The sequence below is a fragment of the Vibrio sp. TMPB1044 genome, assembly GCF_030442075.1.
Taxonomy (GTDB): Bacteria; Pseudomonadota; Gammaproteobacteria; order Enterobacterales; family Vibrionaceae; genus Vibrio; species Vibrio satsumensis.
Genome location: NZ_JAUJED010000037.1, coordinates 1 through 16,767, shown reverse-complemented (window position 1 = coordinate 16,767; position 16,767 = coordinate 1). Strand labels below are relative to the sequence as shown.

Genomic DNA, 16,767 nt, shown 5'->3' with positions numbered 1-16,767 from the left:
CTTAGGGCTGAATGACGATAGCTTGACCATACCTAAATTACTTCCGTGTGATTCTTCAATGTTATATAAAAACTATAGAATAAATATCACCTTAAAGTCGGGATTGATCTACTTTCGTCATCCCTTTGCGTATATTAAATATCTATTCTCTTCATACTTTCAAATCAAACTTCTGTCTACAGAAAGCCCTCCTAACAAGAGCGGAGGGGTGTGAAGGGCGAGATTGCTAAACCGTTTGGGTCACTTTCGAACTTGAAAGTGCTACGGGTAAAAATTCAACCTGTGATGGTTCTGGACAAAAGTTTGCCAGTGACTTCCCTAAATTAGCAATTCATGGATAACTAAAGGTATGGTAAAGCTAGTTGTGAAGAGCTAGTGCGATGAGTAAAATCGCACTAGCAAAAAGATTGGTTTATGTTTAAGTGCGTATTGAGTGCCCTTATGGTAAATCTCAACTGGGTAGATAAAACATTTTAAAAGTCAGCCTCAATCACTGACATACAATGTTTAACCGTCTTTTCTTTTTCACCAACAGGGGCAACATAATGAATTGCCGACTCAGCGAGCATCCGACCTGATAACTTTCTAATCACCCATGCTGCTAAATATGTTGATGACAAACAACCACCTGAAGTCGCTATGTTGCCTTTAGCAAAAAAGGCTTGTTCTAAAACACTTACACCCGACTCAATAACCCAAGGCTTCGTTGTTAAATCAGTACAAGCTGGCACTTGATGTAACAAGCCAAGTACGGACATTAGTAATGCACCCGAACATTGACCGCCAATTAACTGAGTCTCGGGGTTAAGGTTCAACCTTGATAATATATTTCTGTCTTGAGCAATATCACGTGTTAAATTTCCACTACCAAATAACACCACATCTGCATTGTTGGCGAACTCGAGAGGCTGTTGAGAATAAATAGTCACACCATTCATTGATGTGACAGAGTCCGTAGGACTGGTTATCTGAACATTCCAACCAATTTCTTTCATTCGGTTCAAAATGCCCAGAGCTATAAATGAATCAAGTTCATTAAATCCATCAAAAGTTAGTATCGCAATATCCATATGAACTCCTTATCCCTAAGTATTTATTGACAATAAATACACCAACTAAATGTTCTGCACCAGTCAAACGGAACATTACTATCCGGGGCTTACAATATTGGTGTTCATTATTCCTATTATGTAAAATCCGAGAGTTTGCTATCAGAAACAGCCCTTAAAGCACGTCAAACGCACTTAGCGAAGATTTTAGACGCTTAATCAAGCGATATGATTCCATGCTGTCTTAAAAGTCTATAACGATTTCAGAGCGATTTACAGGGCAAAAATCAGCGTGTTCATTTGAGTCAAGAACAGCACAATGACCCCCATTTTTCGTACTTTGTGAGTTTTGGGTGTCAGATTAGTTATATTTGGTCAAAATTCACTCGACCTATAACGTAGGCTTCTTGGCGAAACCAATAATGGGGCAGATCCGAGCTAGACACGGTAGCTAGTTCCCTGTGATCACCAAGCGAGTCTGTCGTATCATAACTACCAAGCGGCTTTGCTCAATTAGTAAAATAATTAGAACCCAAAAGTATGGGGAATCGCAGAGCTTAAATACCCAAAAACAGGGACTTATCTTCCTTTAAGAAGACCATTTTTCTAGTTAGACATAGACCTTCGGAGCTTGTCACTTTGGGCAAAAAGTAAAAATAGAATAAAGCAGATGATGGCAAGTCCTGAAGATATTCCCAGCATCAATAAGCTTTCTTCATATATCAGAGGTAAAGCTATTGATAAAAAAGCGAGTATGACAACAAACAATTCACACCCCGCCCCCAAAATAGGACGCTGATGACGAAACACTGCCCATTGATAAACCATTGTTGCTAACCTCCTTGTGGCTGAGCTTAGTTACTCTCTTAAGTTAAAAATACGTTAAGGTAAACTTTTTTCCCGTTTTAGACTAGGAAATCCGCTTAGGTAAGTAACGTCCGATATACTCCCCTATTATATTACTTTAAATAAAACACACTCTTGCATGGGATTAAATATTTTAATTATTTATTAATAATTAAAATATTAATACCCACATCCTCGGAAGTAAAGATATTATCAAGTCAATATAAGTCCGACCCACAACACAACCTAAGCAAAGAATTAGCAATGATGCTATAAATATATTTCCACCCTTTCTACAATTAAATGTTAGCACTCGTATTAAAATATAAATAAACAATAAATAAACAATAAATAAACATTAGATTTTTAAATAATTATGTAAAATTTGTTTGACTGTCAATAGTTCAATTACAGTCAAACAAATTACTATTTTCAGGAGAAGAAATTATGGGTAACAAACGTTCAGAAATTAACGGTCCAACGGGTCCAAATCTTGAATTTTGCTTTTCAGAGCAGAGTTCCAAAAAAAATAGCAAAGAGCGCGATTTCTTCGCCTTCTTATTAGCTTAAGTTCAATTTTTGAGGAGTGTCCTATGTGTCTATATCCAATAGAACGTGAGTTCACTAGTCGGCAAGCTGTCGAGGCGATTAAACTATGGTTAAAAGAGCACAACCTTCACTCCTCACTTTACACTACGGAAGACAATCTGGTAGCAACTGTGGAGCTTTCATCTTCAACAGGCAGCCCCTTGTCAAGTGGTTCTGGAAAAGGGAGTTGGGCGGTAACAGGAGCTTATTTTGAAGCTTTTGAGCATATGATGTTGAAGCATCATTTTACTTCTTCTCATATTGAGGTAGTTCAGTTAAAGGACTGGTTAAGATCAAAGAACTGCCACCCTCAATGTCTCTTTGGAAAGACTCTGACGGAGTACGACAATGATCTATTGAAATTCTCAAACTACCGCTCTATTTTATCCTTAGAAAAATACCTTGTACCTGAAGCTTTAATTAATCCTTCTTACATTGAAACTCTTCAGCCAAATGATGCGTATTGCTTTCTTAATAAATATACATCCAACAGTGGTTGGGCGTCAGGATCTTCATTTGAGGAAACAGTGCTTCATGGTGCTAACGAAGTTGTCGAGCGCCATTGTTTAAGCGAATTATATAAACAGTACATAGGTTTTTCTGAGTATACGGGTGAATTCTATCGAATCATCCCACCAAAAGAACTGTTGCAGAAATATCAGCTTTCTCTCCCCAATATTGATGAAGTTTCTTTTATCATGTCTACTACGCTATTCGATTCCTATTTTTGTGCGTGTGTAATGCCTTCTACTGCTAGCCCTATGGCATTTCGCTCGTCTGGGGTTTCATATTCAGAATTCCATGCGATAGAAAGAGCACTTTCAGAACTCGTTCAAAATATAGAAAACTATGACGACGCCGAGCTTGATTGTGCTCTTAAGGTAACCGAGTTTCTAAATAAATACGATAAGCTATGTCAAATTACAGATCTTTCAAAGTTAGACAGGTTACCTCTTATGGATTTCTCTAACCTGAAACAAGATTCAATGGATTTTAGGGACCATTACGGAAGTCTATTAAGTTCTGTTAAAGAGAAAGAGTATGACTTACTTGTCCATACCGCATTTAGTCAGGAAAAAATCTGGCTTACATCTACATATATACCCGGTTTAGAGCGTTTCAACATTATAGATAAAGGGAAACTAGTCGTCCCTCTGGGACGTAGGTAATGCCGATAATTACCTATCTAAAGTATTTTTCACTCTTTTCTGTTTTGCTTTTAATTAAAGCAAATCTGGCTTTGCCTTCTTATTTAATCGGACAGATAATTAACATTACCTCTCAATCCCCCACGTTGGAAGACTTGGGGAGTTTGTTAAATTATCTACTGTTATCTACATTAGTGACTATTATTATATCTCCTTTTTTTACATATTTTTTTGAACAGGAGATACAACTCAACGTCGAAACTAAATCACGCACATTATTTAGTCAGTTAATACGAAAACCCTTTAGTCATTTTAAACGCTTAGAGATTGGTTCATTAGCCAGTAAGTTTGAACGAGGTCTAGGATCTTATGAACAGTTCATAAACCTGAGCGTCTCTCGAGGTTTACCTTTAGCCATTGAGTTGTTTGCCTTGGGTTGCGCGATTATTTTATTTAGTGGATGGTTGACCTTTACTCTTGTAGTTTTTGTCCTAATGATAGCCACAATGATTAAAACTCTAATTATTAGGCTAAGACGCCCTCACATCAGTCGAGTTAATGAGGCAGAGGATGAAATACTCGATCAAATTGTTGGTGTGTTTTCTGGTATACGTACGATCCAATCAAATCGTGTCGAAGGGTTCTTTGAAAAACGTCTAGGTCCATTCTTTGAAAATTATAGACAAGCAACTGTATCTCTTGCGGTCAGTAGGAGCGTATTTGATGGTGTCGCTATAGCGACACACAGCTTAATATCGCTTTCCATTATCACCTTGTTCATATTCTACTTGTTTCCAGAACAACACTCTGATGCTGGACAGCTCGTCACTGCGCTGCTTTTATCTGCTAGTTTAACAAGGGCTTTTACTGGTTTATTAGATGTATATAGGTTACTTGACCAAAGTCGTGAAGATTTTTCAGCATTAAAAGGGATCTTAGATCACGAAGAGAAGCTAACTGAAGTTAGCAAAGTATTGAATCAGGTCCTAGAAGAGTTGGCGAAACCAAATATAAATACCGTTGCCGTTATAGGTAGAAGTGGACAAGGTAAAACAATCTTACTCGATACTCTTGCAGGTTTATTAACACCAACGCCCGTATCTCACCTCTCTTCTAACTACCTAGAGCAAAACAATTTTGTTTTCTCGGGAAGTGTTTATGAAAACCTTTCCCTTGGAAAAAAGATGGATACTGATTGGTTGACAAGTCAACTAGACAAAGTAGGACTATCATCTAGGTTAACATTAGATTCTGAACTACAAGGTAACGGTCAGAACCTCAGTGGCGGTGAAAAGCGTAGGCTGTGTTTTCTTAGAGCCTATATTCATTCCCCTGAATTGTTACTACTGGATGAACCAACAACAGGCTTAGACAGTGAAACAGGCCAAGGTTTGTGGGAGATAATTTTTAGTCTCTTAGAACCACAAACTAAGTTGGTAGTTGTGACACACGACAGTTCTTACTTAGACCACTTCGATAAAGTCATCACTCTAGATTAATATCCGTAAATTGCTAAAGATAAGAGATTATACCTCTCATGATTTATGAGATTCTGTCATATAAAGGCTCTTCTCTACAAATTCGCTTGGTCATCACGATTGTAGTTACAATTTATTGCATTAGAAATAGTAGTCATGCTTTGTTACTCGTAATTAACGATAGCCCAAACCCTATAAATATCCCGCCTGTAGCTCTGTTAAACGCTTTACTTACTTTTTCTTTCATCAGTAGAACACTTAACTTGTTAGCCGCTATTGCATACATTGAAAGAGCTACAAATGAGAGAAATGCAAACGTCAAAGTCAAAAGAACAAACTGCTTTGCAAAAGAATGTTCAAAGGCAATAAATTGTGGGAATAGAGCCATATAGAAGATAACTGCCTTTGGATTTGTGACTCCAACAATATACGCTTCACCCAATAACTTATGTCGACTTACCCCATCTAACGTATTAGGTTGCATACATGCTACCTGAGTACTTGAGCGCCAAGTCTTGATACCAATATAGATGAGGTATAAGCCTCCAAGAATCTTCACTGAATGGTATAACGGCTCAGATGCTGAAATGACAACACCCAAACCGGCAGCAGATAAGCAAGCCATTGTAATCATAGCTGCAACATTTCCTCCAATACCCCACATCGCTTTTCTTAGCCCATGTACGGCTGAGTTTTTCACAGCTAAAAGTACTGCGGGACCGGGTGAAAAAGTAGCAACAATACAAATCAGTAGAAACAATAAATAGTCCATTATTTACCCTTAAGCTTTCTAATATCACCAAGAAGCATATCGCTCTGCTAAGCGGCAAATAATCCCACCACTTAACTTAAAATTCATACCTTAAACACCTCAGCCAACCATCCCGACAATGCCACGCGTTTATTTATCCATTTGAGCAGTTTGTTAAGACTTGCTTCACAAACCGATTTCGCCTTGACACTGTAGCAAACGGCTAATGACAAAGCTGAAATCACCGCTAAACGACAGACAATACCGCTTTCAAACGATAAACACTCACTGTGAGAAAAAGCCTAACTCAACAAGCGCAATGAGAGTTTGTGAGAGCCACATAACCACTTCAATTTTAAAACGCGACAAACTCATCGAGTCTGGTTACCAAACTATTTAGCCTAAAAATAACAGCGAGTCTCTACGCTTTTTAAACGGAATTTTTCCGAATCCCGTCCAGGTCTTACGATTAGATTGATTTGCTTAAAAATGAGGTGCTGAATGATGCGGCTTGAGAACTCTAAGAAGCTTTTGGACACAAACAGCTTAGGCACCTTACATTAAGCCATAAGGTTAGACGAAGTATCTTGAGACTCTCAAACGTTTGGTTGTCCTTTGTCGTCAGTACATATAACCAAGCCAGTCAATATGGCCATCTCCCCAATTCTTTGCATTCATTGGCTTTATATAAAGCTCATCAACATGTTCAACAGCAACACCATAATTCGTGTGTTCATGAAGCCTTAACCATGAATTGGTTCCCTTAACTTGAATATACCCTCGTGCTGAATAGAAACTTTGCAGCTCTGAGACAAGAATGATGAAGTCTACCCCCTTACCTTCGCAAAACAAGGAAACCTCGGATAACATCAACGTACCAATACCTTGACCTCGATAATGTTCAGCAACACAAAAGTCGACTATCCCCAAAACCCTGTGTACTTCATTCCCAACTTTTATTACCCGATAATCTAATCCGAGATACCCGACAAGCACATCTCCTTCATACTGTAGCGCACGAAGGTGAGGGAGTTGTTTAAAGTAGGAACGCCCAACTTGATGCTTTGGAAATGATTGATTCCGCAACATCATTATTTCTTTATGCTGCTTTTCGGTCACATTGACTTCATACACAATTTCCATACCTATCCTTGTAGAACTTACGACCGCGACACCAGAAATTTTTATCCCTAGTTATTGCATGCCAATGGTTAGCGATCTGATTATGTCTTCAGTACCAAACTTCCAAATGAACACCAAACAGTAACCCTCTCCTAACTTTACGAAGAGTTTACCAAGGCCATCACACCTAACAGTATAAAAACACTACCAGACCACCTTGAGAAAAAATCAACCCAGTGACTTCTTGCTTGAAACCTTTCATGTAGATGACTCGCCATCAAAACACTAAAAAGATCAGCGCTGCTGAACATTAAATTCGTAAAAACGCCCAAAATGAGTAACTGCAGCCAAACAGCAACACTTCCTGATTCATTCACAAACTGTGGCAAAAAAGCAAGATAAAACATTGCAGCTTTAGGGTTCAGGACATCGACAATCACACTCTCAATGAACGTTCGTTTAGGGGAGGTAATATGACTTTCACGAGAAGTAACCCGTACCTTTTTAGTTAGATAAATACGCTGAAATCCCAACCAAACAAGGTAAAGAGCGCCTAGCTTTTGAATGACGGAATAGAGAGTAGGATTAGTTAAAAGCACAGAGGACAAGCCTAATACAGCTAAAAGAACATGGACATACCCCCCTATATGAAGGCCAAAAGCGGCCATTATTCCTACTTTCTTCCCTCCTGACACCGCTTGAGCAATACTATAAAGCATCGCTGGACCAGGTATAAACGCATATAACAAGGTAAAAACTAGGTAGGTCAACAATTCCGTATTTGAGGTCACTGTCATTCAAACTCCCTTTTTACGGATCTGTTAGAAACTAGGTACATTATTGCAGCCATCATTATAATTGTGCCACCTATGATCGTGCGTAACCCCACCTCCTCAGCATAAAAAGCCCAAACTAAAAATGGTCCTAACGGTATCTCAGCTAATCCTATTAAAGCTGCCGACATAGCAGTTGTTCGAGAAGCTCCTATTAAATAGACACCGAACCCTAAACCAACATTCGTCACTCCATACGCAATTAACCAATAATAGTCACTGGAAAAACCATTAATATGACTCGAAAACGGATATACAATCAGTGCGCATAAAAAGGCAGACAAGTATGTTGATTTGGCAACTTCAGCCGTTGGATAGTACTTTGCTATTATTGTCAACAACGCCATAAAAAACGTCATCCCAAATGCTAATAATAAGCCTAACTTGTCGTCGATATCCGTGGTTCCCCACATAATAAATACCACACCAAGCATAGATATGATGCAACAAAACAACGTGGTTTTATTGATTTTTTCATTAAGGAAAATAACAGAAAGAACAAAGGTCGATAATGGCATCAACCCATATACAAAAGAAACATTCGCCACTGTTGTATAAAAAAAAGAGGCTATAAAACAAAGCATACCTACGGTGACAATAATTCCAATAATTAGTTCACCTTTGGTAAATATCAACATACGGCGACGCTTGATTGGTGTGCTAATCAAATAGTAGATAAATAGCACACATATCCCGCCAAATAACGATCTCCAAAATAAAGTTGTCGGAAAATCGGTAGATATTATCCTGGTAAATAACCCTGCTGTACTCCATGCAAGGGCCGCAAAAAACACCATGACATTTCCCATTGACATATCCTAGTTTGATGAACCATTATTAGTAATAATAAATAGCGAAAGAAAACTTTAGTCTTGCTCTACATAAATAAAGTAAAACAAGCTGAGGATAATAAAATAAAAATGCCAATTTTATTATTAATTAATTGATAATTAATATCAAATCTTTACATACAGTAGCATTGCAGGCTATGGAAACTATCAGACCTATACTAAGTATGAATAGTTATAATGACCCTTGAGATAAAATACACTGGCATAATGAAGAACACTTATCCATTGACGAAGTTGAATTTCATTTGGTTTCTTAGGGGAGTCCAAAAATGAAAACGACGGAAAATAATTTCGTTCTAGTTAAAGACCCTTCATTCGCCCAATCAATGGCACGAATCTGTACTCCTTTGAATCCAAAAAACATTATTGAGTTTGGGGTACATCACGGGGCGAGTCTCGTTTTACTCGATAAGATTTACACCCCTGACTCCATCATAGGCATAGACGAACGTCGAGAACATCCAGCAAAGGGGCCTTCAGCACACTCTGTAATAGAGCCTTATTGTGGAGTAAAGCAAAAGCATACCGACAAGAGCATTCAAATATTAGAATCACACTTCCCCAAAAAAAATGTAAACCTGATTATTGATGATTGCAGCCATTTATATGAACCAACAAAAGCCGCTTTTTTGACATCATTCCCTTATCTAAAATCTGGTGGGATATACATCACAGAAGATTGGGGATGGGCACACTGGCCGGGCGAGTTTCAAAAGAAAGAGTTGTTTCCCGGAACGCCTTTAAGTAAATTGGTTTTCGAATTACTTATGCTTCAAAGCGTCATTCTAAATGTCATAGCTAAAATTGAAACTGATTATAATCACGTTGCTATTACTAAAGGAGAAAAGAGCAACCACAATAACGAAAAGTTATTTGAACTTATAAAATGCAAGAGCTCAATTCACATTGAGAAACAATGATAAGTTCATACACTATCTTAGTTCTAGCTATGACTTTAAGTTCATTAGACAAATGGATTTCACGAGTCTTTCTTAAGAAAAACCCTTTATGTAATGAATATTTACTCGCCTATCAAATCACATGCAGTTTACTAGCTGCGCTGTTTGTTCTCTTCGAAATCGAACAAATCCCTAAAAAATTCGACAATACAAGTGAACTTTGGGAGCTGTTGCTTTTAAGTATATTCAGTGTTTTCTCATGGCTTGGGTTTGCATACTCGACCTTTAGGGCTCGAACTTCAATTGAATTAGGCGCTGTCTCGATAATCTCTAAAACAAAGATCATTTGGAGTGCTCTGTTCGGAGTTAGCTTTTTAAATGAGACACTGACGTTCCTTCAAATGATGGGCACTATACTGATACTTGTCGCTTCACTGCTCATCAGCACAAGTAACAACATGAATCTTCTTTTTTCAAACAATCTGCACGCGTGGCTCGCCCCAATCTTTCTCACTCTAGCCATTGGTTTTGATAAAGTACTTACGTTGTACTTACCCTCTAGCGTTATCCTTTTCATCGGTTTTTCTGGAACCGCTCTTTTGACGCCTTTACTATTTAAAGTTCATTATGGGTTAATCAAAAAAGTTCTAGTTAACGCCGTAATAACAGCCACTTGCGGCACGGCAAGCTACTATTTTCTCTTAAAAGTGCTTAACACTAGCGCTTTTAGTTTAGTCATGGTTTTATTCCAGGGAGCCTTCATCTTCGATATTCTTTTTGGTTACTTCTTTTTAAAAGAGCACACGAACCTTAAAACGAAAATAGTCTCTTGCTTACTCGCTACCCTTGGCATTTTGACTTTGGCTTCATAATGTTCATTTTATTTACCCCTGTATTTAAATTGAATTTGCCTTGATATTTGATACAGCAAATATCAAGGCGCTTTACTTTTAGCGTTTAATAAACGTCTTCCGTTTTACGAATGTGATTAAACACCTCATACACTTCATCGTAAGAAATGCCATACCCTTCGAGCTTTTCGACACAATCACAAATGTCATTGGTGTAGAAACACTCGTGATTGAATAGCTCACGGCGAATGATCGCTTTTTTACCATTCTCTTCGATGTCTTCGGCGATCCCTTCTTGAGCAATAGAATCTAAACGGGTCATTAATTGCTTCGCATTATCAACAGGGCAAATTAAACCCATACCTAACGACGCATATTTCATGCCCTCTTTTTTTGCTCCATCGAACTGCTTATTAGAAAAAGCAAAGAACGCCCCCGCCTCATTAAATGCTTGCGTTTGTTTGGCTTGAATATAGTGAGAGAGATATTTCATGACTTACTCCTGACGTTAATACAAAAACATCCCAGTAATTAAAACGGGCAACGGTGAAACGAAAAGCGGGATCTCGAAGGGGTTGATACATCCTTCACAATAAAATTGTCAGTTAAGTCCCCTATTTTAAAGTGGTGCAAGATACTCTTCTCAACCTCAACCTCAGCCTGAGTGGATAGGTAGAACTTAGAATCACGCGAAGTAAATACCGCGATTTTGAGTTCAGCTAAGGTAATGTCGCTACACGGCGTAAGAGAAAAGCCGTGATCTTCTCCCTCTGTACGCTGAGGAATAGGCAGTAAAGAGATATCATTTTTTGGTGAGCTTTCGAGCCCAGCGCCGAAACGCTGGTCGCTGAGCGTCAATGTAGAGAGAGTTGGGGTTGAGTTTTGTTGTGCCATGACAAGTTTCCTTTCTGTTTGAGTATCACTTTTATGGAGCCGCTTGGCTGTCCAGATCTCAAACAGGGTTCTTCTCTGCAGGGGCGCGCAGCGTTTATTAACCCTTGCAGAGAAGGTTCTGATTGAGGATGGTGAACAGTCTGCGAGCGCCATCCAGTGATGCGAGTCGAAAGGAAAATCGGCACATAAGAAAACAAGCCCTTACTCGACCTTAATTGAAGCCAGTGAAAGGCAATAAGGAGGCACGACGATGCGCAGCTACGCAGTAGCGGAGGCGTTGGTGATTGTTCGCAGGAACTTAATGTCACATTGAGCTTGCTCGATAACAGTGCCATAAGTTATCGCGAGAGGGGTGAAGCGACGGAATGAGCCAACCGAAGGGAGAACGCCCAATATTTAAGTTTAATACGTACTTTATAGGTTGATTGGCGTTAGAAAAAGAACCGTCCGTACTCAATTTTCAAAAGTAAGCGTTCGAAGGCGGTTCAAGTCAAATATAGCAATAAATCTAAAGGGCGATTCGCCGTCTAGCCATTAACTCAATTAGCCCCCACCTTTTTGGTCAGGGAGAGTGAAAAGTGAAAAAGATTGATGCAAAGAAACGCAGAACATAGCAAAAGCTACACTTAGCTGTTCATGTCGATATACTCGAAACCATGAGTGTGGAAGTCAGTTTTGTTGCGCCATGAGGTTCTGAAAAAGAAAGGTTTTACCTCATTGAGAGCACCTCGAAAGAATGCAAGGCGTTGGGAAGAGAGTTACTCAATAAATAAAGCGGAAAAGCGCTAAAGCGAGTTTGAGATATTACAACGCTCAAATAGGTGAAATGATAGTAAATGTCAAAACTATGAACAAAATTATAGCTATAGGTATGCCAGTTAGAAGCCCACGGTTAGCCATAAACGATGTAGCTTTGTCTCCAGGCAGATTTTATCAACACAACCCTTTATGCTTGAGCGGCTAATGAGAAAGTTGTGCTAGTTCGTCTGTATTCAATCCCGTGACATCCATAATGGTTTGTTGATCTAGACCATTAAGCAGCATCTTACGCACCATCTCCTTGAGTGCTTCTTGGCGACCTTTTTCCTCACCTAATTGTATACCTTCTTGGCGCCCTTCTTGGCGGCCACGTTGCTCGCCTTGTTGGCGCAATTGTTCTGCAATAGTCATAAGTGTTTCCTCGTGTTTCGGTACTGATGAGACCAGTGACGTAATTAACGCTTCTAGGTTATTCGTTTCACCCACTTGGAGTAGGTAGCTCATCAATGACTGTACTTGCTTATCTGTAGTGTAATCGGTTAAGAGCAATGTGACCAGAGGCTCAAAGAAATCCATGATATCACGATGCCTTGCGTGCTTTTGTACAAGCTCAAGTAACGCGATGCGGCGATGCTGCATTATCTCATCATCGGAGATGACCGTAACATCGACCAATGGAAAATCTTGAGTATAGAGAGCCTTAGCCATCTTAGGGTTAGCAAACCCTTTTAACCAATTCATTTCATATGGGTAGGGCGAGACTTGGCCATGGTAAAACTGCAAAGGTATCACCAGGGGTAAGTGCTCATGACCCGCTTCAATATGCTGTTGCATGGCAGCGATAGCATAACGTATCAGTCTGAATGCCATGTGTTTATCTGGCCGACTCTGGTGCTCAATTAACGCATAGACGTACCCTTCCCCCTGAGACGTTGTGAGAGAATAAAGGACATCCGAATAATAAGGCCGTAAGTTTTCTTCTATAAAGCTGCCTGATTCGAGCTTTAAGGTCGTCAAATCACAGATTTCACGCAGCTCAGCAGGTAAGTGGATATCCAATAAGTCCTTAGCGGTTTCAGGATGAGTGAGAAACTGCTTAAAGAGCGCATCATGTGGCGTTGGCGTGGTCTTTTTCATACCGTTACCTTAACACTAAAATAAGTCAAATCAGTACTAGGATAAAAATTCTGCACCACGTTGGTTTCTTTCTACACATCAATTTGTGTTCATTTACACAATTTAGTTCACACAATTTGGTGAATTTACTCTAAGTAATCTTTGCCCCAAAAACACTTAGATCAAATACTCTACACAATTAAGAGGGCGTGCGTTTATCCTACTAAAACTTATTCGATTGAGCTGATAACTCATCATTCCTGTTATTAGGCGACATCTTGTAATCTAACTTCCCTTTATGTGGCACAACGTATTGATTGTCAGTTGAGTTAATATAAAGATGAATGCATCACCAAAGGATAAAACACAACAATTTTTCGTCTAATAAGCGTTATATGCCAGTGCCTCAAAAAACGTGATATTATCTATCTCAATTAATGATTGATAGACATAAATGCATGAATAACCAAGCCATTGCTAATAAATATCAACAACTTAGACGTGCTGTGTTGGCTCAAGCTCAAAATGAGTTTGAGCAATTCGAGGCTGATTTTATTGGTCATATTGATTTAACTGAAATCACGGAAGATGCTATCCGTTCTCAAGACGAATGGGATATACCGGTAAATCGTCAGATAGGATGGGATTGGCGACAGGTACGAGACCAATATCGTAGAGATCATATGGCTAGGGTGGAGCTTGCTGTTTGGCACGGTGAAGAGCTCTGCGGTCTCATGATCGGAAAAGCCAGCGAAGGGAAATTGGTTGTTAAGATCAATTATATTCAGGGTGGTGAAGTTGAAAACCCTTTGAAAGGGTATATCGTTCCTATTGCTTCACGCTGTGCCGAGCTGTTTGCTGTTGCTATTGAGGCTGATTGGATTGGTATCCAAGATCCAATTGATGACGATGACTTATTAAACTACTATCGTGAGTTGGGTTTCGATGAAAGTGATCCATTTGACCCTAGGAATAATGCATTGTTTAAACGTGTTGTAGTAGATGAAGATTAAGCCGCTTTCCAACTTAGTGATGATCGGTTATAGTTAAGGAAACTAAGGGGGCTATTATGTTGACTGTAGCAGCAAACAAAACAAATGATGTGAACGTAGATAAAGCTATCAAGCGTATGCAAGCTCACGCTTCTAAAAGTAAATCATCGTTTGGTAAAGCTTTGAAGGTAAAGGCTCCTAAATCTGCTTATGGACGTCTCGCCGGACCTGCCAAAGCATAGATAAATTCAGATATTAAGCATCGCAATAGCGGTGCTTTTTTTATGCCTGAAAATGGCATACAAGCGTTTAAGACGGATTCCCAACGCTTGGCATTTTCGGTTTGATTCAGCTTTAGTGTTTACGGCACAATATTTTAGGTTAGGTGGTAGCGTTGCTCACCACTTAACGCGGCTACAATTCAGTAAGGTTCAATATGCAGAATGTGGATTATCATTTAAAGTTTTATAGGAAGTTCTTCTATTCAAAACGATTTTTGAGCTATATGACTTGGATTCATTCTGGGTGTTTTGCTGCTAGTTTTGCCTTTTTCTTGGCTCTTTTTAGTGTTGGGAAACCAGAAAATTTTTCGAGTTTTCTTGATGTATCAGGCTTTATGTTTGCCATCTCGTTAGTGGCGAATATGATTGCTACTTTAGTATGTATATGTGGTCAAAGAATACCTAGAGTAACAGCAAAACTGGTTAAATCTGGTTTGTTTCTAATGTTACCGTTACTTGGTGTTACTTCAATGACAGTTGGAGTATTGACCATGATCTGTCACTTTTCAGTCTCATATGCAGTTCTACCAAGTGTATTAATAATTCTCAGTGTAAAAGGCTTACTCAAATCTATCTCAGTGCTATCGTTAAACCAGAATGAGTTTGATGAAGTGTACAGTCGTCAAGAATAGTTATAACAAGAGACTATGGCGTCAAGATACTTTTTCTAATCTTAGTACATTACGTTAGAGTCTTTGTTCTAACGTGCTTTTGTCCAAAAATGTGTTGAAGGGTAGTCTCCTACCCTATTTCAATCAGCGGCCATAAGCCGCTTTTTTAAATCCAGCCTCGCTCAGAAAAAGACACCACACACTCAAATGAAACCACAAAGTGGTCCAGTACTCGGATATCAACCAATGCCAACGCATCCGTCAGTTGACGGGTAATGCGTCGGTCGGCTTGACTTGGGGTGGCGTCGCCACTTGGGTGGTTATGATAGAGAATAACCGCACTCGCGTTCGTGGCCAGCGACGCTTTCACGACTTCACGCGGATAGACCGAAGCGGCATTAACGGTACCGTAGAACATCTCTTTGGTGCGCAACACTCGATGTTGATTATCGAGGAAGATAATCCCAAACACTTCAGACTCACAAGCGGCCAAAGACGTTTGGCAGAACGATTTCACCAATTCAGGCGAGGTTAATGGTGTTTGTTCTGAAATAAACAGTTTGGATTTGAGAATACTTGCGGCCTGGTCAAGGATGCCCTTTTCTTCTAATGTGAATAACGAAACATTTGAGTATTGAACACGTGCTGACATGGTATTTCCTTTCGGTCTTGGTGAGCGTCTGACTGTCCGTACCCAGTTGCAGGTTCTGTAGCGCAAGGGCGCGCAGCGGCGAAGCCTCCCTAGCGCGAGGGTTCTCAAATGGGACGGTTTAAAGGAAGCCGCGTCAACATGCCAAAGGACAGCCTAAGCCAGTACCTCAACCCAAAGCACGTCGCCCAGTTAGAAAGATCCCTTCCCCACCAAAAGGGCGCCCTGCTGGTTACTCGACTTGCGCCACTCAATATTAATGCCTGCTCGTGACGAGCGTTTTTCTCGGTTTACTTGATTGGATGATTGCACACCGAATGTTCGCATCCCCCTCAACCAAGGACTCCCCCTCCGACGACGCGCTCATATTTGTCATAAAAGAACCTAAACGTGCTCACACACTCGATAACGTTGACCACTTAGTACAGGGCCGAACAAGGCGTTGCTCGTCGAAAAACACAACCCGTTTGAATGCCGCGAACGGCTAGAATATCGAAACAAAATCCAGACACACTAATGACCTTCTCTTATGAGTGTTTGATGACGTTACACAATAAGCAGGCTTCAGTCGTCATACAGAGAAGAGAGTAAAGCCTTTGCCGACTCGCGATGCTCGGAGGTGGTTTCTATCGTCCTTTCCGTTTTCTTGGCGTAGGCGTAGTCTTCTCGCATCTGCTTAATGGTGGTAGTGTTATCACACACACTGATACTCACCCCCTTCCCTCGGTTGCCTTCCTCTAGTATTAACGAGTCGGTATACCCAAACTCATTCACCAAAATCTCATGAACCTTGACGGCCTTTACGGTGGAGTAAAAGTCGGTTGAATTCACCCAAATCACGTACATGGATATGTCAGCGGATACCGTAGAACGAACTGTCATGTGACCCCCTAAGCGCCAAAACGCACATCGAAACAAAATCCTGAGCACTTAAACGTTCCCTCCCCCGTTGTCACAAAGCGCAACGCTGGAAACACAGACCCGTAAGTGGTGTACATAATGATGTGATCCACTCGCTCGTGAAGAAACCATTCACCAAAGCCAGCGCC

The 16,767-nt window shown here is 40.0% G+C and carries 17 protein-coding genes and 1 pseudogene; 8 read left to right on the top strand and 10 right to left on the bottom strand.

The annotated features are described in order from the left end of the window. Positions 1-473 precede the first annotated feature (473 nt). Positions 474-1,070 (bottom strand): DJ-1/PfpI family protein, encoded by a 597-nt coding sequence (locus QQ041_RS20370; RefSeq protein WP_285954939.1) that lies wholly within the window; start codon positions 1,068-1,070, stop codon positions 474-476. A gap of 1,418 nt (positions 1,071-2,488) precedes the next feature. Between QQ041_RS20370 and QQ041_RS20365 the strand changes: the two genes are divergently transcribed. Continuing rightward, a complete protein-coding gene (locus QQ041_RS20365) occupies positions 2,489-3,652 on the top strand; it encodes a YcaO-like family protein (protein WP_171388262.1) in 1,164 nt (387 codons plus the stop codon). Beyond that, positions 3,652-5,130: an ABC transporter ATP-binding protein gene (locus QQ041_RS20360; RefSeq protein ID WP_285954938.1), complete on the top strand. Its 1,479-nt coding sequence runs from the start codon at positions 3,652-3,654 to the stop codon at positions 5,128-5,130. Before QQ041_RS20365 ends, QQ041_RS20360 begins: the two co-directional genes overlap by 1 nt. Before the next feature lie 133 nt (positions 5,131-5,263). Here QQ041_RS20360 and QQ041_RS20355 read toward each other — a convergent pair whose 3' ends face one another. From QQ041_RS20355 to QQ041_RS20340, 4 genes are all read right to left on the bottom strand, one after another. After that, the gene (locus QQ041_RS20355) at positions 5,264-5,881 is read right to left on the bottom strand and encodes a LysE family translocator (protein WP_285954937.1); all 618 of its coding nucleotides are present in this window, start codon (positions 5,879-5,881) and stop codon (positions 5,264-5,266) included. Between the two features lie 600 nt (positions 5,882-6,481). Further along, positions 6,482-7,003 (bottom strand): GNAT family N-acetyltransferase, encoded by a 522-nt coding sequence (locus QQ041_RS20350; protein WP_132982751.1) that lies wholly within the window; start codon positions 7,001-7,003, stop codon positions 6,482-6,484. 137 nt (positions 7,004-7,140) lie between these two features. Then, positions 7,141-7,779 (bottom strand): LysE family translocator, encoded by a 639-nt coding sequence (locus QQ041_RS20345; RefSeq protein WP_285954936.1) that lies wholly within the window; start codon positions 7,777-7,779, stop codon positions 7,141-7,143. Then, positions 7,776-8,624: a DMT family transporter gene (locus tag QQ041_RS20340; RefSeq protein WP_285954935.1), complete on the bottom strand. Its 849-nt coding sequence runs from the start codon at positions 8,622-8,624 to the stop codon at positions 7,776-7,778. The genes QQ041_RS20345 and QQ041_RS20340 overlap by 4 nt, the downstream gene beginning before the upstream one ends. 311 nt (positions 8,625-8,935) lie before the next feature. Between QQ041_RS20340 and QQ041_RS20335 the strand changes: the two genes are divergently transcribed. Next, positions 8,936-9,586: a CmcI family methyltransferase gene (locus QQ041_RS20335; RefSeq protein ID WP_285954934.1), complete on the top strand. Its 651-nt coding sequence runs from the start codon at positions 8,936-8,938 to the stop codon at positions 9,584-9,586. Positions 9,587-9,615: 29 nt separating this feature from the next. Beyond that, positions 9,616-10,437 (top strand): EamA family transporter, encoded by an 822-nt coding sequence (locus tag QQ041_RS20330; protein WP_285954933.1) that lies wholly within the window; start codon positions 9,616-9,618, stop codon positions 10,435-10,437. Positions 10,438-10,522: 85 nt separating this feature from the next. On the opposite strand, the gene QQ041_RS20325 is transcribed toward QQ041_RS20330, so the two are convergent. Together QQ041_RS20325 and QQ041_RS20320 are read right to left on the bottom strand one after the other, a co-directional pair. Beyond that, positions 10,523-10,909 (bottom strand): hypothetical protein, encoded by a 387-nt coding sequence (locus QQ041_RS20325; protein ID WP_285954932.1) that lies wholly within the window; start codon positions 10,907-10,909, stop codon positions 10,523-10,525. Between the two features lie 38 nt (positions 10,910-10,947). Further along, positions 10,948-11,310, bottom strand: a complete 363-nt coding sequence (locus QQ041_RS20320; RefSeq protein ID WP_285954931.1) for a hypothetical protein — start codon at positions 11,308-11,310, stop codon at positions 10,948-10,950. 465 nt (positions 11,311-11,775) lie between these two features. Between QQ041_RS20320 and QQ041_RS20315 the strand changes: the two are divergent. Beyond that, positions 11,776-12,196 (top strand): annotated as a pseudogene (locus QQ041_RS20315) (IS5/IS1182 family transposase); the annotation flags it as partial. A gap of 74 nt (positions 12,197-12,270) precedes the next feature. On the opposite strand, the gene QQ041_RS20310 reads toward QQ041_RS20315, so the two are convergent. Further along, entirely contained in the window at positions 12,271-13,206 is a 936-nt protein-coding gene (locus QQ041_RS20310; protein WP_285954930.1) for an Rpn family recombination-promoting nuclease/putative transposase, read from the bottom strand. A 437-nt stretch (positions 13,207-13,643) separates the two neighbouring features. Between QQ041_RS20310 and QQ041_RS20305 the strand changes: the two genes are divergently transcribed. The 3 genes from QQ041_RS20305 (at position 13,644) to QQ041_RS20295 (ending at position 15,090) form a co-directional block, all read left to right on the top strand. Then, complete coding sequence (locus QQ041_RS20305; RefSeq protein ID WP_048657861.1) at positions 13,644-14,198, top strand: hypothetical protein; 555 nt, start codon at positions 13,644-13,646, stop codon at positions 14,196-14,198. A 56-nt stretch (positions 14,199-14,254) separates the two neighbouring features. Next, complete coding sequence (locus tag QQ041_RS20300) at positions 14,255-14,419, top strand: hypothetical protein (RefSeq protein ID WP_155407271.1); 165 nt, start codon at positions 14,255-14,257, stop codon at positions 14,417-14,419. Between the two features lie 263 nt (positions 14,420-14,682). After that, positions 14,683-15,090 carry a hypothetical protein gene (locus QQ041_RS20295; protein ID WP_132785188.1) on the top strand — a complete coding sequence of 136 codons (408 nt, stop codon included), beginning with the start codon at positions 14,683-14,685 and terminating at the stop codon, positions 15,088-15,090. A gap of 145 nt (positions 15,091-15,235) precedes the next feature. Here the strand turns inward: QQ041_RS20295 and radC are convergent, their stop codons facing one another. Both radC and QQ041_RS20285 read right to left on the bottom strand, forming a co-directional pair. Further along, positions 15,236-15,721 carry a DNA repair protein RadC gene (gene radC, locus QQ041_RS20290; RefSeq protein ID WP_285954929.1) on the bottom strand — a complete coding sequence of 162 codons (486 nt, stop codon included), beginning with the start codon at positions 15,719-15,721 and terminating at the stop codon, positions 15,236-15,238. A 561-nt stretch (positions 15,722-16,282) separates the two neighbouring features. After that, positions 16,283-16,600: a hypothetical protein gene (locus QQ041_RS20285; RefSeq protein ID WP_192854729.1), complete on the bottom strand. Its 318-nt coding sequence runs from the start codon at positions 16,598-16,600 to the stop codon at positions 16,283-16,285. Positions 16,601-16,767 lie beyond the last annotated feature (167 nt).